The sequence below is a fragment of the Streptomyces sp. NL15-2K genome, assembly GCF_030551255.1.
Taxonomy (GTDB): Bacteria; Actinomycetota; Actinomycetes; order Streptomycetales; family Streptomycetaceae; genus Streptomyces.
The window spans coordinates 11,175,710-11,199,510 of sequence record NZ_CP130630.1; the positions used below are offsets into that span (position 1 = coordinate 11,175,710).

General features: G+C 69.7%; 19 protein-coding genes. 8 read left to right on the forward strand and 11 right to left on the reverse strand.

All coding sequences use genetic code 11. The features are described 5' to 3' along the window. Positions 1 to 78: 78 nt before the first annotated feature. Positions 79 to 948, reverse strand: a complete 870-nt coding sequence (locus tag Q4V64_RS48875) for a class I SAM-dependent methyltransferase (protein WP_124444532.1) — start codon at positions 946 to 948, stop codon at positions 79 to 81. A 73-nt stretch (positions 949 to 1,021) separates the two neighbouring features. On the opposite strand from Q4V64_RS48875, the gene Q4V64_RS48880 reads away from it, so the two are divergent. Further along, the gene (locus tag Q4V64_RS48880; RefSeq protein ID WP_124444533.1) at positions 1,022 to 1,453 is read left to right on the forward strand and encodes a helix-turn-helix domain-containing protein; all 432 of its coding nucleotides are present in this window, start codon (positions 1,022 to 1,024) and stop codon (positions 1,451 to 1,453) included. A 45-nt stretch (positions 1,454 to 1,498) separates the two neighbouring features. On the opposite strand, the gene Q4V64_RS48885 is transcribed toward Q4V64_RS48880, so the two are convergent. Continuing rightward, the gene (locus Q4V64_RS48885; protein ID WP_301184597.1) at positions 1,499 to 2,224 is read right to left on the reverse strand and encodes a hypothetical protein; all 726 of its coding nucleotides are present in this window, start codon (positions 2,222 to 2,224) and stop codon (positions 1,499 to 1,501) included. A gap of 161 nt (positions 2,225 to 2,385) precedes the next feature. Here Q4V64_RS48885 and Q4V64_RS48890 point away from each other — a divergent pair, with 161 nt between their 5' ends. The 4 genes from Q4V64_RS48890 to Q4V64_RS48905 all read left to right on the forward strand — a co-directional run bounded on the left by Q4V64_RS48890 (position 2,386) and on the right by Q4V64_RS48905 (position 5,408). Continuing rightward, positions 2,386 to 2,880, forward strand: a complete 495-nt coding sequence (locus tag Q4V64_RS48890; RefSeq protein ID WP_124444534.1) for a DUF2617 family protein — start codon at positions 2,386 to 2,388, stop codon at positions 2,878 to 2,880. Further along, positions 2,877 to 3,275: a DUF4247 domain-containing protein gene (locus Q4V64_RS48895; protein ID WP_124444535.1), complete on the forward strand. Its 399-nt coding sequence runs from the start codon at positions 2,877 to 2,879 to the stop codon at positions 3,273 to 3,275. Before Q4V64_RS48890 ends, Q4V64_RS48895 begins: the two co-directional genes overlap by 4 nt. An 85-nt stretch (positions 3,276 to 3,360) precedes the next feature. Further along, on the forward strand, positions 3,361 to 3,798 hold the full coding sequence (locus Q4V64_RS48900; RefSeq protein WP_124444536.1) for a DUF350 domain-containing protein: 438 nt from the start codon (positions 3,361 to 3,363) through the stop codon (positions 3,796 to 3,798). A gap of 11 nt (positions 3,799 to 3,809) precedes the next feature. Then, positions 3,810 to 5,408, forward strand: coding sequence for a polyamine aminopropyltransferase (locus Q4V64_RS48905; protein ID WP_124444537.1), 1,599 nt, complete (start codon positions 3,810 to 3,812; stop codon positions 5,406 to 5,408). Positions 5,409 to 5,430: 22 nt separating this feature from the next. Here Q4V64_RS48905 and Q4V64_RS48910 read toward each other — a convergent pair whose 3' ends face one another. After that, complete coding sequence (locus Q4V64_RS48910) at positions 5,431 to 7,398, reverse strand: helix-turn-helix domain-containing protein (RefSeq protein ID WP_253267388.1); 1,968 nt, start codon at positions 7,396 to 7,398, stop codon at positions 5,431 to 5,433. Between the two features lie 201 nt (positions 7,399 to 7,599). Between Q4V64_RS48910 and Q4V64_RS48915 the strand changes: the two genes are divergently transcribed. Beyond that, on the forward strand, positions 7,600 to 9,357 hold the full coding sequence (locus tag Q4V64_RS48915) for an FAD-dependent monooxygenase (RefSeq protein ID WP_124444539.1): 1,758 nt from the start codon (positions 7,600 to 7,602) through the stop codon (positions 9,355 to 9,357). A gap of 47 nt (positions 9,358 to 9,404) precedes the next feature. Further along, positions 9,405 to 10,316, forward strand: a complete 912-nt coding sequence (locus tag Q4V64_RS48920) for a YceI family protein (protein ID WP_124444540.1) — start codon at positions 9,405 to 9,407, stop codon at positions 10,314 to 10,316. Positions 10,317 to 10,352: 36 nt separating this feature from the next. Here Q4V64_RS48920 and Q4V64_RS48925 read toward each other — a convergent pair whose 3' ends face one another. The 7 genes from Q4V64_RS48925 to Q4V64_RS48955 form a co-directional block, all read right to left on the reverse strand. Beyond that, a complete protein-coding gene (locus Q4V64_RS48925; RefSeq protein ID WP_124444541.1) occupies positions 10,353 to 11,360 on the reverse strand; it encodes a LacI family DNA-binding transcriptional regulator in 1,008 nt (335 codons plus the stop codon). An 85-nt stretch (positions 11,361 to 11,445) separates the two neighbouring features. Further along, positions 11,446 to 12,768, reverse strand: coding sequence for a glycoside hydrolase family 27 protein (locus tag Q4V64_RS48930; RefSeq protein WP_303714819.1), 1,323 nt, complete (start codon positions 12,766 to 12,768; stop codon positions 11,446 to 11,448). Positions 12,769 to 12,803: 35 nt separating this feature from the next. Further along, positions 12,804 to 14,321 (reverse strand): alpha-L-arabinofuranosidase C-terminal domain-containing protein, encoded by a 1,518-nt coding sequence (locus Q4V64_RS48935; protein ID WP_303714821.1) that lies wholly within the window; start codon positions 14,319 to 14,321, stop codon positions 12,804 to 12,806. A 100-nt stretch (positions 14,322 to 14,421) separates the two neighbouring features. After that, positions 14,422 to 17,499 (reverse strand): glycoside hydrolase family 38 C-terminal domain-containing protein, encoded by a 3,078-nt coding sequence (locus tag Q4V64_RS48940; RefSeq protein WP_124436839.1) that lies wholly within the window; start codon positions 17,497 to 17,499, stop codon positions 14,422 to 14,424. 27 nt (positions 17,500 to 17,526) lie between these two features. Next, positions 17,527 to 18,423 (reverse strand): carbohydrate ABC transporter permease, encoded by an 897-nt coding sequence (locus Q4V64_RS48945; RefSeq protein WP_124436838.1) that lies wholly within the window; start codon positions 18,421 to 18,423, stop codon positions 17,527 to 17,529. After that, positions 18,423 to 19,352 (reverse strand): sugar ABC transporter permease, encoded by a 930-nt coding sequence (locus Q4V64_RS48950; RefSeq protein WP_124436837.1) that lies wholly within the window; start codon positions 19,350 to 19,352, stop codon positions 18,423 to 18,425. The genes Q4V64_RS48945 and Q4V64_RS48950 overlap by 1 nt, the downstream gene beginning before the upstream one ends. Further along, entirely contained in the window at positions 19,349 to 20,725 is a 1,377-nt protein-coding gene (locus Q4V64_RS48955) for an ABC transporter substrate-binding protein (protein ID WP_124436836.1), read from the reverse strand. The genes Q4V64_RS48950 and Q4V64_RS48955 overlap by 4 nt, the downstream gene beginning before the upstream one ends. A 304-nt stretch (positions 20,726 to 21,029) precedes the next feature. Between Q4V64_RS48955 and Q4V64_RS48960 the strand changes: the two genes are divergently transcribed. Beyond that, entirely contained in the window at positions 21,030 to 22,268 is a 1,239-nt protein-coding gene (locus Q4V64_RS48960) for an ROK family transcriptional regulator (protein ID WP_124436844.1), read from the forward strand. 255 nt (positions 22,269 to 22,523) lie between these two features. On the opposite strand, the gene Q4V64_RS48965 is transcribed toward Q4V64_RS48960, so the two are convergent. Next, positions 22,524 to 23,600 carry a glycerophosphodiester phosphodiesterase family protein gene (locus tag Q4V64_RS48965; RefSeq protein WP_124436835.1) on the reverse strand — a complete coding sequence of 359 codons (1,077 nt, stop codon included), beginning with the start codon at positions 23,598 to 23,600 and terminating at the stop codon, positions 22,524 to 22,526. Positions 23,601 to 23,801 lie beyond the last annotated feature (201 nt).

Sequence of the window (23,801 nt, forward strand, 5' to 3'; positions counted from 1 at the left end):
GGCCGCCGCCGCCCCGGAGCATCGCTTCGAATCAGCACTATGTGCCAGTCGCCCGCGCCCAGGAAAGGGGTGCCGGATTCACGAAAGTTTCGCGGCCGATACGGACTGGGCTCGGGCGCCGACCATCCAGCAGGCCGCGGTGAAGCGGACTTCCGTGCCCTGCACATAGGGGTCGAACGCGGCGCGGACCGTTTCGACGACCTGGGCGCGGGTCTTCTCGTCCGCCTGGTCGAGGATCAAGCCGAGTGGACCGAACCGGGTGAAGTAGCGGACCAGCTCCCGCTCGGGCAGGGTGCAGGGCACGTCGATCGGCCGGATGTCGATGCCGGTCCACCCGCTCTCCGCGAGGATGCGGTGGACCCTGCCCGAGTCCGCGAAGGCGAACCGCCCCGGCTCCTCCGGTCGGCTCGTGGGAAGGTCCGGCAGGAACGGTGCCGCGGCGCGTTCGGCCGTCGTCATGAACGGATTCTCCGCGGGACTGCGCCAAGTGATGCAGCAGAGCCTGGCCTCGTCCCTCGCGGCACGCCGCAGATTCGCGAAGGCCTGGACGGAGTCGTTGAAGAACATCACGCCGAAGCGGGAAATGATGGCGTCGAAGGTGGCGGGTTCGAACGCGTGATCCTGCGCGTCGGCACGGATGAAGGACGCCCGTGCGCCCTCGCGCTCGGCGCGCGCCCGGGCGGCGGTGATCATCGGTTCGGAAATGTCGATGCCGACGCACTGCTCTGCCGGACCGAGCCGTCGTGCGACGGCCAGCGTCGTGCTGCCGGTGCCGCAGCCGACATCGAGCACGTGGCCTGGGTGTTCGGCCATTACCGCTTCGACGAGCAGGTCTTCGAAGGGCCTGAGCATCTCGTCCAACAGTGTCTGAGCCTCGACCCAGGTATGGCCGGCGGGCCCGTTCCAACGGGACGCCTGTGAGCCATCGGTCTTGCGCGTGCCGTCCATGCTCGTCTCCTGTCGCTTGCCTGCACCGGGCGGAGATGACAGCGTGCTACTTCAAGTCGACTTGAGGTCAAGGATGACAGAGCTGGACATCGCCGAAGTGGCACACCGCGCCGGGATTCCCGCCTCGACGCTGCGGTTCTACGAGGAAAAGGGACTGATCGCCTCGATCGGCAGGCGGGGCCTGCGCCGTCAGTACGATCCCGGCGTACTGGAGCGCCTGGCGTTGATCGCGTTGGGGCGCACCGCCGGGTTCTCGCTCGATGAGATCGCGCGCATGTTCGCGCCCGACGGACGGCCGCGCATCGACCGGCGGCTGCTTGCGGCCAAGGCGGAGGAACTGGAGGGCAGGATCCGCGAACTGAGCGTCCTGCGCGACTCCTTGCGGCACGCCGCGGCCTGTCCCGCGCCGACCCACATGGAATGCTCCACGTTCCGCCGCCTCCTCGAGGCCGCCGCGTCGGGCGCTGTTCGAGTGCCGCGGAAGCGGGCTCCGCGACCACCGTGAAAAGCCTTGCGGAGTCCGTGGCGAGGCAGGGCCGGTGAAGAGCGGCTAGTTGATCGGCTTCACCGTCTCGGAGCGGATCTGGAGCGTGAGCCTCGCGTAGAACTCGAGCTTCACGTCCGAGGGATCCTGCGTGGCCGTCTCGGCGGTCATCTGGGCAACCGTGGCTCCCGTGTTGCCGTCGGTCCAGGCACACATGGGGTACGTCATGGTCGCACCGAGCCTCTCCTGGCTGAGTACTTGGCAGCTGACCGTGGGTGAGCCGTCCTGTGTGAAGTCCTTCGGCCCCACGGCCACGGTCACGCCGTCAGCTTCTGCGGCACCCTTCAACATGCCGGCGCGAGCCTCGTCCGTGTTCTTGAACCGGCCGTACATGCCGGAGAGCACCAGCACGCCCTGGGTCTGATCGCCGCCCAGGCTGTACTGACCGACCACGGCGTCGCTGATCTTCGCGTCCCGGGCGCCGTCCGCCTCGTCCTCGACCTTCTGCCCCTCGGAGTCGGAGAGGTCCTGGGCGAGCTCGAAGCGGCCGTCGACCAGCGTCTTGGGCAGCGTCAGTTGGAACCTGGCCTCCGGAAAGCCGCTAAGTACGGTCCCTGGGGCGCGGGCGGCTGCTGGACGTACGGCCCTGGCGCAGGAGGCTGCTGCGTGTACGGGTTGTGAGGCGGAAAAGGCGGCTGCTGCGCGTAGGGGTTCTGCGGCGGAGGAGGCGTGGACATGCCAGCACGTTACTGTAAGCGGGCGGGCCCTCCTCGTGCGCCGCCCGCCCAGCATGCAAGCAGGCCCCGGGGGGCCTGTCCCCCGCGATACCGCTCCTGGCGCCTGTGCCATACTCGGCGTCGATCTGCAGGATTTGGAGTCGGGGGAACCATCGTTGAAGCCGCGGTCGCGCGCTCCTTTCTGGGGGCGCGGATGAGTTGCCAGGCCTGTGCCGGATGAACGGCATAGCACTCGCCACACCGTATCTCGACACCGACGCCGACCAGCTCTCTTTCGCGCTCGACCGTCCCGGCTACGACGCACTCGCTGTAAGGGATCTGACGGTCGGTGGGATCGACATGCAGCTCAGACTCCTGGGCGCCTCCCATCAGGTCTTCGCGGGCCCGGTCCGGGAGACCGTGGCCTGCCTGCCCGGCGTCGAGGGCGGCCTGCCGGACGCGGTGGACCACGAGTTCGACGGCTGGCACTACCGCTTCGACGCCCGCGTCCGACGCTTCCCCGCGGCCGAGTTCAGTACGCGGGTGGTGGGGATACGCGGTCAGGCGGACGCACACCCCCGGGCCCTGTGCGGGATCTTCCCCGGTTCGCCGGAAGCGGTCACCGCACTGATCGTCGATCGGCGCGGCACGGAACTGGGCTGGCGTACCTGGCACACCTATCCGCAGAGCCGCACGATCGTGGCGACGCACACCCGGCTGGAGATCCGATGAAGACCGCTCGACGCATCAGCGTCCTGTTCCTCGCCACGGCGGCGCTCGCCGCCTGCTCCGACGACTCCGGCGGCAACGCCGTACCGTCGAGCTGGATCCGCAAGGAATACCGGTCCAGCGGCGTGGGCTACGTGGACAGGACGGACCCGGTGTCCACGGTCGCGGACGAGATCCACGGGCGCACCTCGGCCCAGGACCGCACCACCAGCGGCGATATGGTCTTCCTCCGCTACCGGGACGACATCGTCGCGGTCAGCCCGCTCCAGGGCGGCAGCCGGATCGAGATCGACGACTACCGGACCGGCTACCGCCGCTGGAGGCCGCACCTGCAGTCCGTGTGGCCGGATCCGGACAGCGAATCGTTCCGCGGCGGAGGCCCCGGCGCCGGCAAGTGACCCACTCGCAGTACACCCACCCGCAGTACACCCACCCGCAGTACACCCACCGAAGTCCTCGACGACGTCCCCGAAAGGCACCCCCGTGGCAGAGATCTTCGAGTCGGCAGGCACCGCCCTGCTCTACGGCCTGGTCGGCTTCGTGGTGATGACGGTCGGGTTCATCGCCCTCGACCTCGTCACCCCCGGCAAGCTGATCCACGTGGTGTGGACGGAGCGCAACCGCGGCGCGGCCGTCCTCCTCGCCGGCCAGACGCTCGCCATCGGCCTGGTCATCGACCAGGCCATCCGGGCCAGCGAGTCCGAACAGGGTCTCGAATACGGCCTGTTCAGCACGCTGCTGTACGGCCTGGCCGGAGTCGTCGTGATGACCCTGATCGCCTGCGTCGTCGGACTGCTGACCCCCGGCCGCCTCGGCCACTCCGTCCTCGACGACCAGGACGGTCGTCCCCATCCCGCCGCCTGGGTGCAGGCGGCCATATACATCGGCACGGCCTTCATGGTCGGCGCCGCCGTCTCCTGAACCGCACCGACGTGAGTACCACCACCCTGGACCGCACCGACCCGGCCGTCACACCCCCGCCCGCGACCCACTCGCGGGCGGCGCGTTTCCTGCTCCTGCTCGCGGTGTTCGTCTGCGCCGCCTGCGGACTGGTCTACGAGCTGGCGCTGACCGCGCTGGGCAGTTACCTCATCGGCAACTCCGTGACCCAGACCTCCGTGGTCATCTCCGTCATGGTCTTCGCCATGGGCATCGGTTCCCTGGCCGCCAAGCCGATGCAGCGGCGCGCGGTCGGCGCCTTCGCTCTCCTGGAGGGGGCGCTGGCGCTCGTCGGCGGCCTGTCGGTGCTCGTGCTGTACGTGTTGTTCGCCTGGCTGCGGATCTACATGCCGGCCATGGTGGTGGTGTCGTTCGCCGTCGGCCTCCTCATCGGGGCGGAGATTCCGCTGCTGATGACGCTGCTTCAAAGGATCAGGCGGCAGCAGGCGGGCAGCGCGGTCGCCGACATGTTCGCCGCGGACTACGTCGGCGCGCTGGTCGGCGGCCTGTGCTTCCCGCTGCTGCTCCTGCCGACCTTCGGACAGCTCAAGGGCGTGCTGGTGGTGGGAGCGGTCAACGCCGTGGCCGGTGTCGTCGTCGTCCTGTGGATCTTCCGCCGGGAGACCCGGCGCGCCGTGCGTATCGCGCTGCTGACCGGGGCGGGCGCCGTACTCGCCGTACTGGGCACGGTCTACGTCCTGGCGGACGACATCGAGGTGACGGCGCGTCAGCAGCTCTACCGGGATCCGATCATCCACGCCGAGACCACGGCGTACCAGGACATCGTCATCACCCAGTCCACCGCGTTCACCGGCACTCCCGACACCCGGTTGTTCCTCAACGGCGACCTGCAGTTCTCCTCCGTCGACGAGTACCGCTACCACGAGGCCCTCGTGCATCCCGCGCTGTCGGGGAAGCGCTCCTCCGTGCTGATCCTGGGCGGCGGCGACGGGCTCGCCCTGCGGGAGGTGCTGCGCTACGACGACGTCGAAGAGGTCACGCTGGTCGACCTCGACCCGGCCATGACGCGACTCGCCCGTACCTTCGGTCCGTTGGCCGACCTCAACGACGACGCGTTCGGCGACCGGCGTGTCAACGTCGTCCACGCCGACGCCTTCAACTGGCTGCGGGACGCCACCCAGCGCCATGACGCGGTCATCATCGATTTTCCGGACCCGGACACCGCCGCACTGGCCAAGCTCTACAGCGTCGAGTTCTACCACCTGCTCGGGCACGTCCTGAATCCCGAAAGCCGGGTCGTGGTACAGGGCGGGTCTCCGTTCTTCGCCCCCAAGTCCTACTGGTCCATCGCCAAAACGATCGACGAGGCCGGCTACCGCACCACCGAGTACCAGGTCGACGTCCCCAGCTTCGGCAACTGGGGATTCGTCCTCGCCGCCCCTGGCACGGACGGGCCGCCGCAGACGGTGCGCCTGGCCGAGGACGCCCCTCGGCTGCGGTTCCTGGACGACGCCGTACTGAAGGCCGCCACCGTCTTTCCGGTGGACCGCCGCCCCCAGGACGTCCGTGCGAGCACCCTGATGGATCCCGTAGTGCTCGAATACGCGCGGCACGAGTGGCAGAACTACTGAGCTTGAGCGGGCGGCGCTCGGTTCAGCCCCGATAACCCCGCAGCTTCCGGTACAACGTGGCGCGGGCGATGCCCAGGGCCGCCGCCGTGCGGGCCTTGTTGCCGCCGTGGCGGTGGAGGGCCTCCAGGATGGCGGCGCGCTCGGCTTGCTCCATGGGGCTGAGAGGTCGGGTCGCGGGGCCCTCTCGTACGGCGTCCGGCAGCTCGGTGCGCCGCACGGGACCGGTCGTGCGGCGCCCCTCGGCCAAGGCCCGTACCAGATGGGCGAGTTCGGTGACGTTGCCGAGCCACGGGTGCTGCTCCAGAGCGCGCAACGCGTCCAGTGTCCAGGTGAGCGGGGGCCGTCCCGGTGCGGGCCTGGGAGCCAGAGCCCTGAGCAACTCCCTGATGTCATCGGGTCGTTCACGCAGCGCGGGGAGGGTGACCGAGCGTGCGGCCAGGGTGTCCAGGAGCCGTTGGAGGCACGGGCCGGGCGGCGTTCCGGGGGTGTAGGTGACCAGCAGGGGTACATCCGGATGTGAGGCGAGGAGCGAGTTGAGGGTCGCTGTGTCGGCCTGCGCGAGACGCTCGACATGACGGACGAGGAGCGAGTGACCGTCCACCAACTGGTCGACCTCGCCGCGGAGTTCGCTTTCCGCGGCGTCGATGGTCAACGGATTCGCGACCAGCTTCCGTGCGAGCGAGGCCTTCCCGGTGCCGCGCTCGCCGACGAGGAGCAGGGGCTCGGGGGACCTGGTCAACTCCACCGCGCGGCCGACCGCATGGCGCCATGGCACCGATCGCCCGGCCAGTCCCTCGACGGTCCGCACGGCCGACGTCACGGCCGTGTGCCCCACCGGCTCCAGCACGGCGACGGCACCGGCCGGCGAGCCCAGGTGGGGTACGGGGGTGAGGGTCGCGGTGCACCCCGTGCCGTCCGGGAGCCGGATGCGGTACGAGGCCGAAGGCGCCGGGTCGGACGCCGCATGGGACCCTTCGGCAGGACCGGATGTCGCGTCGGGCCCGTCGGCAGGGCCGGATGTCGCGTCGGGCCCGTCGGCGGGACCGGATGTCGCCCGCGGCTCGGCCGCCGGGGCTTCGGCGGTATCTGATGCCGGGTCCGGCTCTGCTCCGAGGCGTGCGGCGCGATCCAGTGCCGAGCCGCCTTCGGTCCCGTCAGCCGTATGCGTGGCGGCCTCGAACTCCGGCTGCGCCCCTCGGCACCAGTCCCGCAGCAGGGCGACCGTGCTCCGCTCCAACGCCTCCAGCCCCTCCGGTGACAGCAGCTGCCCCGCGGCCTCGCTGACGAGCCGGTTGCGACCGTCGAGGGCGACGACCGCGCGCCCCCCTTCCCCCGCGGCCCGCAGGTACGCGTCCAGCAGGACTCGTTCCGCCGATCGCGACCGCGAGAGGAGTTCCGCCTCGACGGCGCTCGCCGCGGCCTCGGCGAGCGGGGCCCCCGGGTGCGGCCCGTACTCGGCGCACAGGTCGCAGGCCACCGTCACTGTGCCCAGCATCTGTCCGGTCTCCGGCGCCCGCACCGGCACGCTGACCGCGGAGACTTCCTGCCACAGGTCGAGGAAGTGCTCGGGGCCGTGCACCTCGGCGCGTCGGCCGGTCCGCAGCGCTAGGACCGCGCTGTTGTGGCCGACCAGTTGCTCGGAGAGGTCCAGACGGCGGAGGCCTTCCGGCGCGAATCCGGTCACCCACAGGACCCGCGGCCGCTCGTCGGTGAGGACGAGCGTCGACCGCCCGATACCGAGCGCCGGGGCGATCCGCTCGAGCACGGGCCGGGCAGCGGTCAGCAGGGGGGACACGGGAGGTCGTACGGAATGCTCCGGCGCCGGGTCCTTCACGTCGTGTCGTACGCCGAAGAACCGGGCACGTTTCCAGGCGGCGACGACTTCTTCCGGTGCCCCGTCCGGCAGTTGCCGTCCCAGCAGGAACAGCTCGCGGGCCCTGCGCAGCGAAGCGAGGCCGGAGCGGACGGAGGGGCGCTCTGCGGTGGTCACGACGCCGCTCAGCTTACCGGGAGCGATTGAATGCGCAACAACCAGTGACGGGCCCGGGGCACTGTCTCTTATTGAGACACCCAAGTTCTCCCGTCTCCCTACATGATCTTGGACGGTCGGCATCTCTTCTCATTCGGCACCTCTTTCCATTCGGCACCTGTTCTCATTCGGCGCCTGTTCTCATGCCCAGGAGCGTTTCCCGTGCACACCGTCGAGCCCGATGTCGTGACCGACGTACTGATCGTCGGCAGCGGCCCCGCGGGCGCCTCCGCCGCGCTCGCCCTGAGTACCTACGGCGTACCGAACATCGTCGTCACCCGTTACGCGAGCCTCGCCGACACGCCCCGGGCGCACATCACCAACCAGCGCACCATGGAAGTGCTGCGCGACCTCGGCGTCGAGCAGGAGGTCGTGGCGAAGGCCACCCCGCAGCACCTGATGGGCAATACGACCTTCTGCACCAGCCTTGCCGGCGAGGAACTCGGACGGGTCCGCTCCTGGGGCAACGACCCGCTGATCCAGGCCGCGCACGAACTCGCCAGCCCCACCCGCATGTGCGACATGCCCCAGCACCTCATGGAGCCGGTGCTCGTCGACGCGGCGGTCGCGCGGGGCACGCGGCTGCGCTTCAGCACGGTCTACAAGTCCTTCGTCCAGGACAGCGACGGTGTGACGGTCACCGTCGAGGACCGGCTGCGCGGCGACGAGTACACCATCCGCGCCAAGTACCTCATCGGCGCCGACGGCGGTCGCTCGAAGGTCGCCGAGGACGCCGGGTTGCCGATGGGCGGCCAGATGGGGGTGGCCGGCAGCATCAACATCGTCTTCGGCGCGGACCTGTCCAAGTACACCGCCCACCGGCCGTCCACCCTGTACTGGGTGCTCGCCCCGGGCGCCACGGTCGGCGGCATCGGCGCGGGCTTGGTGCGCTGCGTGAGGCCCTGGAACGAGTGGATGATCGTCTGGGGGTACGACGTCACCGCGGGCGCCCCCGATCTGACCACCGAGTACGCCGAGTCCGTCGTCCGCAAGCTGATCGGCGACGACGAGATACCGGTGACCGTCAAGTCGTCCTCGGCCTGGACCGTCAACGAGATGTACGCGAAGACGTACTCGGACGGCCGGGTCTTCTGCGCCGGCGACGCCACGCACCGCCACCCGCCGTCCAACGGCCTCGGCTCGAACACCTCCGTCCAGGACTCCTACAACCTGGCCTGGAAGCTCAAGCTCGTCCTCGACGGCACCGCGTCCCCGAAGCTGCTGGACACCTACACCGCCGAGCGCGCCCCGATCGGCCGGCAGATCGTCACCCGCGCCAACAAGTCCATCGGCGAGACCGCTCCGATCTTCGAGGCGCTCGACGGGCTCTCCCCGCAGACCCCCGAGCAGCTGTGGGCCAACATCGCCGCCCGCAAGGACGACACCCAGGCGGCTCAGAAGCAGCGCACGAAGCTGCGCGAGGCGATCGCGTTCAAGGTGTACGAGTTCAACGCGCACGGAGTCGACCTCAACCAGCGCTACGCCTCCGCCGCGATCGTCCCCGACGGCACCCCCGACCCCGGTTTCGACCGCGACCCCGAGCTGTACCACCAGCCCACCTCCCGCCCCGGCGCCAAGCTTCCGCACGCCTGGATCACCTCCGGCACCCGCACGCTGTCCACGCTCGACACCGTCGGTCAGGGCCGCTTCACTCTGCTCACCGGCATCGGCGGCACGGGCTGGCTGCGGGCGGCCGAGGCCCAGGACCTGGAGATCACTACCATCGTCATCGGACCCGGCCAGGGGTACGAGGACCCGTACGGGGACTGGGCGCGGTTGAGTGAGGTGGCCGACGCGGGCGCACTCCTCGTACGGCCGGACGGTTACGTCGCTTTCCGGCATGCGACGGCGGCCGCATCCGACGAGGATGCCGAGCGCATGCTGACCGAAGCGGTGCGGCGGATCCTCGGACATGCCTGACGGTAAGACCGCGCGCTTCGAACTACGAATACCGAAAGGTGAACACCATGCCCCTCGGACTGCTGCGGCGGCGATTCAAGAATGCCTCCAGGGGCGCTGCGGACCTCGCGCTTCCGGTCCCGGCCGGTGCGGGGGTCGTCGTCCGCGAGGTCCTGGACCCGGTGAACCAGCCCCTGGGCGCCGCCGATGTGACGGTGACCGAACTCCGCGGCCACCAGGTAACGGCACGCGGCACCACGGACCCGTACGGTCTGTTCATGGCCGTCCTGCCGCCGGGCAGCTACAGCCTGCTGATCCTGGCACAGGGGCTGGAACCACACCGTGAGACCGTCGAGGTCGTGGCCGACGCCGGCCTGTCCCCGCAGCGCGTGTGGCTCCAGCCGGCCCGGCAGGCCGAACTCCCGGTCCCCGGCACCTGGCTCTTCGACCCACCGCACACGGCGATCCGTTTCATCGCCAAGCACGTCGGCATGGCCAATGTGCACGGCCGTTTCGAACGTTTCCAGGGCGGTATCCAGGTCATGCAGGACGTGTCCGAGTCCCGCGTCCACGTGCGCATCGACGCGGCGAGCATCACCACGGGCAACAACACTCGGGACACGCACCTGCGTTCCGCCGACTTCCTCGACGTCGACCACTTTCCCTACATCGAGTTCGCGAGCACCCGCTTCGCCTTCCGGGGCGGGAACAAGTGGTCGCTCCTTGGCACCCTGACCATGCACGGCGTGAGCCGGTCGGTGTCGCTGGACACGACGTACCTGGGCATGGTCAACGGCGGGTACGCCGAGGAGCTGCGCTGCGCCGCCCTGGCCAAAGCGGAGCTGCACCGCGAGGACTACACCCTCAACTGGCGCTCGATGCTGGCACGCGGCATCGCGGTGGTCGGCCCGACGGTCCAGTTGGAACTGGACATCCAGGCGATGTACCGCACACACGACACGCCGACGCCGCCGGAGTAGGGACGGCCCCCCTCACGCTCGCCCCGCTCCGTCCACTCAGCCGCCTGTCGACTCCCGGATCACCACGGAGAAGTCGCTGACGAACTCCTCCTGGTCCGCGCCGGGCCCGGTCCGTTCGATCCGCCCGGCCAGGAGATCGACCGCGCGCCGCGCCATCACGTCGTGGTCCGGATCGATGGTGGACAGCGAGGGGATGAGGAACTCGCTCTCCTCGACGTTGTCGAAGCCGATCACCTTGACCCGCTCCGGCACCGGTACGCCGGCGTCGGCCAGGCCGCGCAGCACGCCCATGGCCACGGTGTCGGTCACACAGAACACGCCGTCGAAGTCGAGGCCGCTCTCCACCATCTCCCGGGCGCGCCGGGCACCCGCGCGCATGGTGAGCGTCTCCACGCTCTGCACGAGTGCGGGGTCCGCGGGCAGGCCGGCATTCCGCAGCGCCCGGTGGTAGCCCGTGCAGCGGAGGCTGGAGACGTCGATCTCCTCGCCGACCGGTCCGCGCACGATCGCGATGCGTCGGCAGCCCCGCTCGACCAGGTGGCGGGTGGCCGCTTGTGACGCCTCCACGTTGGGCATGGCGACGTGGTCCACGGGACCGCCGAAGATCCGCTCGCCCAGGATGACCACCGGGTAGTCCACCTTGAGCCGCTCGACATCGGCCGGCCCCATGCCGACGGTGCTGAGGATGAGCCCGTCGTAGAGCCGGTTGCGCGACTGGGACAGCGCGTCCAGCTCGTTCTCCCGTGAGGCGCCGGTCTGCTCGATGCACACCCGGAGGCTGTACCGCTCGGCCGCGGCGATGATGGCGACGGCCAGCCGGCCGTAGTAGGGGCTGTTCACGGTGGGGACGGCGAGACCGATGGTGCCGGTTCGTCCCTTGCGCAGATTGCGGGCCGCCACGTTGACGCGGTAGTCGAGCCGGGCCATCGCGTCGAGGACCTTTTCCCGCGTCGCCTTGCGCACGTTGGGATGGTCGTTGATGACGTTCGAGACCGTCATCGCCGAGACTCCGGCGGCCTTCGCCACGTCCTGGATCGTTGCCACCTTCGCCCCCGTTCTGGTCGGGACCGGTCCGACCCCATTACACCGCAGCCCTGCCCCTCGGGCGCGGGGCAGGACTGCGCCCTGGTCAGCCGGTGGTGTCGGGTGGTGTGAGGCGGTAGAGGGCCGCGCCGTGGGCGGGCAGATCGGCGCGCAGGCAGTGGCCGTCGTGCGGGGTGTCGGTGCGGGTCCACAGTTCCCGGACGCGGTCGTCGGGCCGGGCGCCGATGGAGCCGAGCGGGACGGCGACGTGCTCCGGGCGGTCGGCCAGGGAGAACACGGCGGCGTAGCGGGTACGGCCGTCGGTGTCGCGGGCGGTCCACAGCACGAGGTCCTTCTCGCGGAGGACCTCGCGGTTGTCCCCGCTGTGCCACAGGACGTCGAGCGCTTCGTCATTGGTGAGCAGCTCGATCGTCTCCACCGGGCTGGTGGGCAGGTCGCCGCCCATCATGAGAGGGGAGCGGGAGATCAGCCAGAGCGTCAGCAGGCTGATCTGCTCAGGCCTGGTGAGTGCGCAGAGGCGGTCTTCGCCCCGCTCGGCCCGGATTCCGATGCGGCCCAGGGGCAGCATGTCGGCGTCCGCCCAGCCGCCCGCGGTGGAGCCGCCTGTCGACACTGTGCCCTGCCATGGGGCCCACCGGGCCATGCGGCCGAACTGGGCCTCCACGTCCTCCCAGCGGTCCCACAGGTCGTCGCAGACCCGCCACATGGTGGCCGTGTCCCGCAGGTGGTCCAGGTGCGCGACGGAGACGTCGGTGCCGGGGGAGAGGCTCAGCTCGATGCGGCCGCTGCGGGCGATGGCCCGGGCGTAGGCGGAGATCTCCCGCTCGTGGTAGGGGAAGAGCATGTCGTCGGCCTTGATGAAGTCGACGCCCCACTGCGCGAATTGGGCGACCTGTGAGTCGTAGTAGGCCTGTGCGCCCGGATGATCGTGGTTCAGGCCGTAGTTGTCGGAGTTCCAGGGGCATACGGAGCCGGTGTCGGCGATCTCGTCGGCGGTCCAGTCCGTACCCGCCACGGGGAGGCGGGCGGCCACGGCGCGGCGCGGGATGCCGCGCATGATGTGCAGGCCGAACCGCAGACCGAGTTCGTGCACGCGGTCGGCCAGTGGCCCGAATCCCGCGCCGTCCGCCGCCGAGGGGAACCGGTTCGGCGCGGGCATCTGGCGGCCGTGGTCGTCGAGGACCAGCGGGGCGTCCGGGTTGTAGCCGTGGGCGCGGGCAGTGGGCTCGTACCACTGGATGTCCACGACCACGGTGTCCCAGCCGTGCGCGAGCATGTGATCGCGCATGAACGTCGCGTTGGCGAGGACCTCTTCCTCGGTGACGGTGGTGCCGTAGCAGTCCCAGCTGTTCCAGCCCATCGGCGGACGCAGGTGTCGGTCGGGGATCGGTCGCGCGGGTCGGGTCATGGGGAGGGCGTGCCATTCCGGTCGGTGGGCGGTGATCAGGCCAGTGTGGCTTGGACGGTGAGGAACGAGTGGGGCGGCAGTGTCAGGGTCAGGCCCTGGGCGGTGACCTTCAGGTCGTCGAAGGGGCGCGGGCTGACCGCTGCGGGTGCGTCGGCGGTGTTGTGGTCCTGCAGTCCGTCGGCGGTCAGGATGCGGGCCGTCGGTTCGGCGATGGAACGGCCGCGCAGGTCGAGCGTCACCTCGGCGGGCTCTTCGGCGTCGAGGTTGGACAGCGAGATGAGAACGGTCCCGTCCTTGACGCTGGCCGAGACGGACAGCGTGTCCAGCTCGGCGTCGCCCACCGGGCGGCGGGCGTTGTCGGTGCGCAGGTGCACGGCGAGGGAGGCGGCGTCCTGGTGGCCCTTGTTCATCTCGAAGACGTGGTAGGTCGGGGTCAGGACCAGCGCGTCGCCGTCGGTGAGGACCATCGCCTGCAGGACGTTGACGGTCTGCGCGATGTTGGCCATGTGCAGGCGCTCGGCGTGCTTGTGGAAGATGTCGAAATGCGTGCTCGCCACGAGGGCGTCGCGCAGGGTGTTCTGCTGGAACGGGAAACCGGGGTTGGTGCCCGGCTCGACGTCCCACCAGGTGCCCCACTCGTCCAGGACCAGACCGACCTTGCGGCCCGGGTCGTAGCAGTCCATGACCGTGGAGTGGCCGGTTAGGATGCGGTCGATCTTCTGGGCGGAGACCATCGTCCGGTAGTAGTCGTCCGTGTCGAAGACGGTGGCGCTGCCCTTCGCCTCCCAGGGGCCGGCGATCGTGTAGTAGTGCACGGACAGGCCCTGGAAGAAGTTACGCGGGGTGGCCTCGCAGCCGAAGCAGCTGATCTGCTGCATCAGCGTCTCGGTCCACTTGTAGTCATCGTCGGACGCCCCCGAGGCGATGCGGTAGAGCTTGTTGTGGCCGTGGTCGCGGCAGTACGTGGCGTACTGCCGGGCCAGGTCGGCGGAGTACTCGGCGCGCATGTTGCCGCCGCAGCCCCACGTCTCGTTGCCGATGCCCCAGAACTTCACCCGCCAGGGTTCCTCGCGGCCGTTGGTCTTGCGCAGCCGCACCATGGGGCTGTCGCCGTCCCGGGTCAGGTACTCGACCCACTCGCTCATCTCCTGCACGGTGCCGGAGCCGACGTTGCCACTGATGTACGGCTCGGCGCCGAGGAGTTCGCACAGGGCCATGAACTCATGGGTGCCGAAGTGGTTGTTCTCCTCGACGTTGCCCCAGTGGGTGTTGACCATCCTGGGCCGCTGGTCCCGGGGGCCGATGCCGTCCTTCCAGTGGTACTCGTCGGCGAAACAGCCGCCGGGCCAGCGCAGGTTGGGGATGTCCAGGGCGCGCAGTGCCTCGACGACGTCGAGGCGGATGCCGCCCTCGTTGGGGGTCGGTGAGTCCTCCCCGACCCAGAAGCCGCCGTAGATGCAGCGGCCGAGGTGCTCGGCGAAGTGACCGTAGAGGTGACGGCTGATCTTCGGGCCCTCGATGTCGAGGCTGATGATCGCGGTGGCGTTGGCCACGGAGGTACTCCAGGGCTGGGTGGCTCGGCAGGTTTGTATCGATAAAATTTGCCTCCGTGTCACTGGCGTGTCAAGAGAGGTGCAGGAACTGTCCGGGTCGTCATCCCACCGCGGCGTCAGGGGTCACGGCCGCCACCAGGCGCAAGGTGAGGATCTGGAACGGGCGCAGCCTCAACCGGACCGTGCCCTCGGTGACGTGATGGCTCGGCGGGTCGTCAAGGGGACGTTCCAGGAGGTCGGTGGCGGTGGCGGACGCGAGGGGGAAGCCGGGGGTGAGGGTGGCGCGGGCGCGGACGCCGTGGGCCTCGTAGAGCCGGACGACGACATCCCCCGACCGGTCGTCGGCGAGCTTCACGGCCTCGATGACCACCCCTTCTTGGTCGACCGCGACCAGGGGAGCGACGGGCGTGCCGCCCGGCAGCGTGCGCTCGGGCAGGTTGAGGCGGTAGCCCTCACGGACGGCGGCGGCGACGTCGGCGCCGACCACCAGGGCGTAGCGGAGCCGGTGGGTGCCCTGGTCGGTGTCCGGGTCGGGGAAGCGGGGGGCGCGCAGCAGGGAGAGGCGGACCGTGGTCGTCGTACCGCCGTCGGGGCGCACGTCGCGGGTGACGTCGTGGCCGTACGTCGAGTCGTTGACCAGGGCGGCGCCCCAGTCGCGTTCACCGACGTGCAGGAAGCGGTGCGCGCAGATCTCGAACTTGGCCGCGTCCCAGCTGGTGTTGGTGTGGGTGGGCCGCTCGACGTGCCCGAAGGGGATCTCGGCGGTGGAGTGCGCGGCGCGTACGTCCAGCGGGAAGGCTGCCTTGAGCAGCTTCTCCCGTTCGTGCCAGTCGACGACGGTGTCGATCACGAGCCGCCGGGAGCCGGCGGACAGGGTCAGGGTCTGTTCGATCCGGGAGGCCCCGAAGGCTCGGACCACGTGGACGCCGCTGTCGGTCGCGGTGACCGACTCGCTGTCGGTGAGGTCGCGGACGGTGTTGCGGTAGAAGACGTCGATGTCCCAGGCGTCCCACTGGTTGGGGAAGTCCTGGTGCAGCTGAAGCAGGTTGGCACTCGCGCCGGGCGGCAGAGCTTCGCGGTCGGCCGTGTGGTCGTAGGCGGAGGTGATCAGCCCGCGCCCGTCGACGGTGACCCGGACCAGGCCGTTGTCCAGGACGAAGCCTTCGCCGTCCGCGACCGGGGGCACGTTGTCCTCGGCCGAGTCGGTGCGCAGGGCGGCGCCGAGCGCCGGGACGCCGGCGCGGTCGTGCGGAGCGGCGTTGAAGACGACCGTGCCGTCGCCCGGTCCGGCCAGGGCGCGCTGCGCGTCCTCGACGATCCCCTCCAGCTCCCGGGCGACGGCGACGTACGTCTCCTCGGCCTCGCGGTGCACCCAGGCGATCGAGGTGCCCGGCAGGATGTCGTGGAACTGGTGCAGCAGCACCGTCTTCCACAGCCGGTCCATGGCCTCGTACGGATACGGGTGCCCGTGGCGCACGGCCGCGGTGGCCGCCCACAACTCGGCCTCGCGCAGCAGATGCTCGCTGCGCCGGTTGCCCTGCTTGGTGGCGAGCTGACTGGTCAGGGTGCCGCGGTGGAACTCCAGGTACAGCTCGCCGGACCAGACGGGGGCGCCGCCGTTCGCCTCGTACTCCGTGTGCGCGCGGGCGAAGAAGGTGGCGGGCCTCTCCAGGGTGACCCGGGCCGAGCCCTCCAGGTCGGCCAGGCGGGCGGCGCGGGACAGCATCTCCCGGGTCGGGCCGCCGCCTCCGTCGCCGTATCCGAAGGGGATGAGGGAGTGGTTGGCGGCGGCCTTGTCCTGGAAGTTGCGCACGGTGTGGGCGATGTCGGCGCCGGACAGGTCGCCGTTGTAGGAGTCGACGGGCGGGAAGTGGCTGAAGATGCGGGTGCCGTCGATGCCCTCCCACCAGAAGGTGTGGTGGGGGAACTTGTTGGTGGTGTTCCAGGAGATCTTCTGGGTGAGGAACCAGCGCACCCCGGCCAGCTTCATCAGCTGCGGCAGCGCGGCGTTGTACCCGAAGGTGTCCGGCAGCCACATCTCCTCGGTCTCGACGCCGAACTCCTCCAGGTAGAAACGCTTGCCGTGGACGAACTGCCTCACCAGCGACTCGCCGCCGGTGAGGTTGGTGTCGGGCTCCACCCACAGGCTGCCCGTGGGCAGGAACTGGCCCGCCTTCGCCTTCTCCTGGGCGCGGGCGTACACCTCGGGCCGGTGCTCCTTGAGCCAGGCGAGCTGCTGGGCCTGGGACATCACGAACCGGAACTCCGGGTGGTCGTCCATGAGCTGGGTGACGTTGGAGACGGTCCGGGCGACCTTGCGTACCGTTTCGCGCAGCGGCCACAGCCAGGCCGTGTCGATGTGGGCGTGCCCGACCGCGGAGACGCGGTGCGCGCCGGCGTTCGCGGGTGCCGCCAGCGCGGGGGCGAGGGCCTCCCGGGCGGCCACCGCACTCGCGCCGGGGTTCTGCAGGTCGACCGTGTCCAGGGCGTGTTCGATCGCCCGCAGGATCTGCCAGCGGCGCGGGGCGTCGACCGGCAGCTCGTGCATGAGCTGGCCCAACACGTCCAGGTCCTGGACGAGTTCGTAGACGTCCCGGTCCACCACGGTCAGGTCGAGGCGCCGCAGCCGGTACAGCGGTTCACCCGGATCGGCCGCCGGGTCGCCGAGCCAGGGCGCCCGACCGCCGACCGAGGTGGGACCGAAGGTGAGCTCGTCCGGGCCGGTGTGCATGACGACCGGGTTGGCGGCGGCCTCGATGTACCGGACGAACTCCTCGCCGCCCACGGCCGATTCGGTGACCGGAAGCCAGGTGTTGCGCGGGTTGAGCGCCTTCACCGCGGTGCCGTCGGCCCGCAGGACCAGGCCCTCGGCGGAGAAGCCGGGGGAGTGGGTGGCGAACCCCAGGTCCAGGATGGCCTCGACGGGCAGCCCGGCCCACTCGGCGGGGATCGTGCCGCTGACCCGGAACCAGCTCGTCGACCAGGCCGGACCCCACCGGTCGCCCACCCGCGCCGGCTGGTAGGGCGCGGACAGAGCCTCCTGGACCGGCACCGGCTCGCCGGGAACGTTCCAGATCTCCACCTGGAGGGGGACCGACCGGGCGTGCACGGCCGGCCGGATGCGTTCGTTCAGCACCCGGGCGAGCCGCTGCTCGGTGACGTCACGGTCGTAGTGCATGAATGTCTTCTCCGAGGGTGTGGGGGGTCAGCCCTTGAGCGCGCCGCCGAGCGCGAAGCCGCCGCCCAGCCTGCGGGACAGCAGCAGGTAGAGCATCACGACGGGCAGGGAGTACAGGATCGAGAACGCCGACAGCTGCCCGTACTGGGTCTGGTCGTGTGCGCTGAGGAAGGTGAACACGCTGACGGACGCCGGGAGTTTCTCCGGGGACAGCAGCAGGATGAACGGGACGAAGAAGTTCCCCCACATGCCGATGAAGGTGAAGATCGTGACCACCGTGAGGCCGGATCGCATCAGCGGCAGGATGACCCGCCACAGCACCTGGAGGGTGTTCGCGCCGTCGATCCGTGCGGCCTCCTCCAGCACGATCGGCACACCGTCCATGAAGCTCTTCATCAGCCAGATGCCGAACGGCAGCGCGGAGGCCGCCAGGAACAGGGTCGTACCGGGCATCGAGTCGATGAGGTTCACCTGCACGAACATGCTGTAGACCGGGATCATCACGGCGGTGATGGGCAGGCCGGTGGAGAACAGGATCGTGTAGAGGAACGGCCGGCGCAGCCGGGAGCGGTACCGGGACAGCGGATAGGCGGCCAGCACCGACACCACCACCGTCACCGCCGTCGCGAAACCGCACAGCAGCAGGCTGTTGAGCAGCGGCCGGTAGGTGGTGTCGACGTTGAGGATCGCGTCGAAGTTGTCGAGCGTGAGCGCCGACGGCCACGTCAGCCGGAAGCTGTTGGTGTCGCTGACCGAGGCCAGCAGCATCCACAGCAGCGGCAGGACGTACATCAGCGACACCGCCAGCAGGACGGCGTTGACCGCGATACGGCCGGGAAGGGAGCGGCGCCGCCGCGAGACCGGTGGTGCGGTGGTCGTGCTCCGTCGGTGGGACGCGGCACGCGGGGACGTGAGCACGGCCATCAGTCGTCCTCCAGTTTGAGCAGCCGGATGTACACGACGGAGAACAGGGCGCCGACCACCAGCAGCACCAGGGCGATGGCGGTGCCGTAGCCGATGAGGCTGTTCTGGAAGGCCTGCTGGTACATGAAGATCGGCAGGGTCTCGCTCTTGTTGCCCGGCCCGCCCCGGGTCATGGTGTAGATCAGGCCGAAGACGGAGAGCGTCTGGAGCGTGATCAGCATCAGGTTGGTCATGATCGACCGACGGATGACCGGCAGCACCACCCGCCACAGCCGCTGCCAGGGGCCGGCCCCGTCCATCTCGGCCGCTTCGACCAGCTCCTGAGGCACATCGTTGAGCGCTGCGGAGAAGACCATCATCGAAAACGCCGTGCCCCGCCAGACGTTGGCCAGGCACACCGCCAGGATCGGCATCGTGTAGAGCCAGTTCTGCTGCGGCAGGTGCAAGGCGTCCAGGATCGAGTTGAGCGAGCCCTGGTCGTAGAAGAACGCGTACATCAGATAGCCGGCGACCACCTCGGGCAGCACCCAGGCGGCGATGACGACACCGTTCGTGAGCGTCCGCACCGGCTTGGTGGCCTTCTCCATCAGCACGGCCAGCGCCAGCCCGAGGGTGTTCTGGCCGATGACGGCGGAGCCGAGCACGAACGCCAGGGTCAGCCACACGGCGTTGAGGAAGTCGGCGTCCCCGAAGGCCCGGGTGAAGTTGTCCAGACCCACGAAGCGCGTGCCCGTCGCGCCGGTGAGCTGCATGTCGGTGAACGCGTAGTACACGCAGTACGCGATCGGCCCGGCCATGAACACGGCCAGCAGCACCAGCGACGGCAGCATCGGCAGGCCGCGCGTCAGGGACCGTACGGCGGCGGGCGGCGCCCCGCCGGGCCGGCGCCGGCCACCGGCCTTGCGGGGCGCCGAGGTCAGCGCGGTCATGGGGCGCCCTTGACGGTCTTGTCACCGCCCGCGGCGGCCTTCACGTCGCTGTCGTACGTGGCGGCGGCCTTGTCGACGGAAGCCTGGCCCGTGGTCACCGACTCCATGGCCTTCTGGATGGCGGTCGAGACCTGGTTGTAGGCGGGCAGGCCGGGCCGGTAGTGGGTGTACTTCACGAGTTCGGTGAAGAACTTGTTGGTCGGTACGGCGTTCAGGTACGCCGGGTCGGTGGCGGCGTCCGTGCGGACGGCGATGCCGGCGTTGATGGCGTTCCACTTCGAGTGGTTGGCCTTCGCCTGGACGGTCGTGAGGAACTTCCAGGCCAGGTCGGGGTTCTTGGCCTTGGCCGGGACCGACCAGGCCCAGCCGCCGGACATGCTGACCTTGCCGGGTGCCTGGCCGTTCTGGGTGGGCATCGCGGCGCTGCCTATCACCGTCTGCCACTGGCTCCACGGCTTGGAACTCGAGGGACCCCAGTTGTTGGGCATCCAGGAGCCGTCGATGTCCATCGCCAGCTTGCCCTGGGGGAACAGTTCGGTGCCGACGGTGGTGCCGAAGTTGGCGCCGAGGGCCTGCTGCACCGGCGGCCCGAGCTTCTCGCTGTACACGGTGTGGACGAAGTCCAGCGAGTCCTTGAAGGCCTTGCTGCCGACGACCCACTTCTTCTGGCCCGCGTCGTAGAGGGACTTGTCGCCCGGCGGGGTGCCGTACAGCAGCATCTCGAAGCCCTGCATGGAGGAGGCCTCGCCGCCCGCCGTGCCGGTGTAGAGGTTCATCGGGATGACGCCGGGCAGCTCGGCCTTGATCCTGCGAGCGGCGCTGAGGACGTCGTCCCAGGTCTTGGGCTGCCAGGGCACGGATATGCCGGCCTTCTCGAAGAGCTGCTTGTTGTACCAGATCCCGCGGGTGTCGGTGCCGTCCGGGACGCCGTACGTCTTGCCGTCCGAGGTGCCGCGCACCGCGGTCTTGGCGGCCGGGGCGAACTTCGACCAGTCGCTCCATTTGGCGAGATAGGCGTCGAGCGGTTTGAGGTAGCCGCTCGCGATGTCGGAGTTGATCAGAAAGGTGTCCTCGTAGACCAGGTCGGGAGCGGTCGCGGGGGACCGCATCATCAGCTGGATCTTGGTGTAGTAGTCGTTCTCCGAGGCGGTGACCGGGACGAGGGTCACCTTCGTGCCCGGGTTGGCCTTCGTGAACTGCTTCACCATCGAGGCGAGGAAGTCCGCGTGGAGCTTGTTGTTGCTGTCCAGGTTCTGCCAGTAGACGACCTTGATCGACTTGCTGGAGCTCCCTGAGGAGCCCGAACCACAGCCGGCGGCGACGAGGGCGGTGGCGGCGGTGAGGGCTGCGGCAGCGATGAGTCTCGAACGCACAGTGGTGCCTCCGGAGTGCGAAACCTGAGGGAAAACCGCGACGAATCAGCGGGCTGCGGGCAGCTCGGACGAGGCGCTCCACTCGGCGCCACCCCGCGCGACCTGGCCTGTTCGGCCCGGCTTGGTGCGTCAGCTAAATCCAATTGATGGATTAAGTCAACGCTTCTGCCGTGTAAACTTTGGTCATGAACTGCCCTCCGGCCCCGGCGCCGCGCCCCCGGGCACGCCGGTGCCGACCGGTGACCAGGGCAGACCAAGGCGGCAACGGAAGGCATGAGGTGCGGTAGGTGACCGACAGGTGACGATGCTCGGTGGGACCAACCTGCCGCGGGTGGGCGGCTACAACCAGGCCGTCGTGCTGGACGCCATCCGGACCAGGGGCCCGGTGAGCCGGGTCGAACTGGCCACGCTCACCGGCCTGACCAACCAGACCGTCTCGAACGTCGTCCGCAAGCTCCTCGACGCCGGCCTGGTGACCGAGTCCGGCCACGCCCCCTCCAACGGCGGCAAGCGCCGCACCCTGCTGTCCCCCCGTCCCGACGGCGCCTACGCGCTCGGGGTCCACCTCGATCCCGACGCCGCCGTCATCGTCCTGGTCGACCTGGCCGGCGAGGCGGTCATGACCCGCCGGCTGCGGCTCACCATGCCGAGCGAGCCCGCCGACGTCGTGGACCGGGTGGCCCGCGCCGCCCTGCGGCTCGTCGACCGGTCCGCCGTGGACCCCGACCGGCTGCTGGGCCTGGGCGTCGCCGCGCCCGGTCCCATCGACGGTTCCACCGGCGCCGTCGTCTTCCCGCCGAACCTGCCCGGCTGGGACCGCGTGCCGCTGACGAAGATGTTCGCCGAGGCCACCGAGATGCCCGTCGCACTGGACAACGACGCCACCGCCGCCGCCATCGGCGAACGCTGGATCGGCGGCGAGGCCAGGGCGGGCAGCTTCCTGTTCGTCTACCTGGGCACCGGCGTCGGTGCCGGCATCGTCCTCAACAACACCGTGCTGCACGGCGATTCGGGCAATGCCGGGGAGTTCGGCCACATGGCCGTCGAACCGGGCGACCGGGCCTGCCACTGCGGCAGCATGAGCTGCCTCGGCCCGTACTGCAGCCCGGCCGCGATCATCGACGACCTGCTGCGCCGCCACGGACGGACCGTGGCCGACCGCATCGGCCTGAGCTGCACGCCCGAAGATCGCCACGAGGACTGGCGACGCCTGCGCCGGGCCGCCCGCAGCGGCGACCCGGACGCCCGCGACGTCGTACGCCACGCCGCCCGCCGCATCGGCCAGGCCGTCCGGGGCGCCGCCAGCCTGCTCGACGTCAGCCGTGTCGTCCTCGGCGGCGAGGCGCTGCGGGGCATCGAGCCCCTCCTGTGCGAGGAGATCGACGCGGCCGTCAACAGCACGTCCGTCGCCCGCGCCATCCGCCCCCTCGCGATCGAGCAGAGCGTCATCGGTGAGACCGTCGGCGCGGTCGGTGCCGCGTCACTCGTGCTGCACGGCAACTACACGCCCGGCTGGCGCATGCTCACCGACGCCTCCGGCTGAACGCCGGGCGGGGAATCTCGCAGAGCTCGCCGGTTCGGCGTAGCTGGGCCTGGTGCCGGGCGGCGAGCGGCTGCCCGCCGCCGGCTCGCCTCACTGGCCGTCAAGGGCCGGCTGGTGGAGGTCGAGGTCACCGTGGCGTACGCAAGCCGGCAAGCCGTGACCTGAACCTGCGCAGGAAAGCCGACCGGTCGGGACCGGCCGAGAGGTGACGGGGCGGGGTCCGGCATAGGGCGGCGCCCCGTCACGTCGTCGGCGTCAGCGGGGGTGAAAAGGCTTGGGCAGGCGCATGCCGCGGTCGGCCATGATCTGCCGGACGCGGTCGGGGTAGTTGGTGATGATGCCGTCGACGCCCAGGTCCATGAGCGCCTCGACGGTGGCCGGATCGTCGCAGGTCCACGGGATGACCTTCAGGCCCCTGGCGTGTGCCTCGGAGATCATCTTCCGGTCGGGGTAGAAACGGAAGCCGGGATCGCCGACCTTGCCGCTCTGCGGGAAGCCGTAGTTGGGGGAGAGGGCCCTGACGCCGGGGACGGTGGCGGCCGCCCTGACGAAGTCGCCGCCGTAGTCGTCGGCGTCGATCCCGCCCAGCCACGGGGAGGCGCCGGCCTTGCCGACCTGAAGGAAGTCGTAGTTCGTGAGGGCGACCAGCGGCCACTTGGGGGCCAGCTTGTGCATCGCCTTCAACGCGCCCCAGTCGAAGGACTGGATGGTGACCTGGTCCTGGATGCCCGACGCGCGGATCTCCTCGTGGACCCGGCGTACGAACAGCTCACGTGGTGCGGTCTGTTCGGGCGCGCCCGCCTCGACCTTCGTCTCGATGTTCAGTTTCACCTGCTTGGCGCGGTAGCTCTTGACCAGGTTCAGGACGTCCTTCAGCTCGGCCGTCCGGAAACCCTTGATCACCTCCTGCTCGGGGAAGCCGGGCAGTTGCTGGTAACCGCAGTCCATCGTCTTGACCTGAGCCAGCGTCAGATCCTTGATGTACTTTCCGACGTACGGGTACATCGGGTCGCCCGGCGTGACCGGTGCCGTGTCACGGCACTTCTGGGCGCTGACCTGCCGGTCGTGGGTGACGACGACCTTCTCGTCCTTGGTGATCTGGGTGTCCAGCTCCAGGGTGGACACCCCGAGCCGCATCGCCTTGCCGAATCCCTCGAGGGACTCCTCGGTCGTCATGCCGATGCCGCCGCGGTGGGCCTGCAGATCGAAGTGGGCCTTCCGGGGCGGCATGCCAAGGCCGTCGTACGTCGTCGCGTGAGCGGTCGCCGGAAGGGCGGACAGCGTGAACACCGGGGCCAGCGCCAGGCCGGCGAGGACATGCCTTGAGGACATCGACACCTCACTCATGGGGAGTTGGGACGACCCCTGACGCTAGTTCGGCCTCGGACGGGTTCAACCGCCTGGACATGATGAGGCCGTGAATGTCGGCAGAACGCCTCTCGGAACCAGGCCGGGCAGGCCGCCGACCCGCTGTTCGTTCGGTACGCCGGACACACGATTTCTTCACATAAATGAGTGCGGTGAGGTATCTGA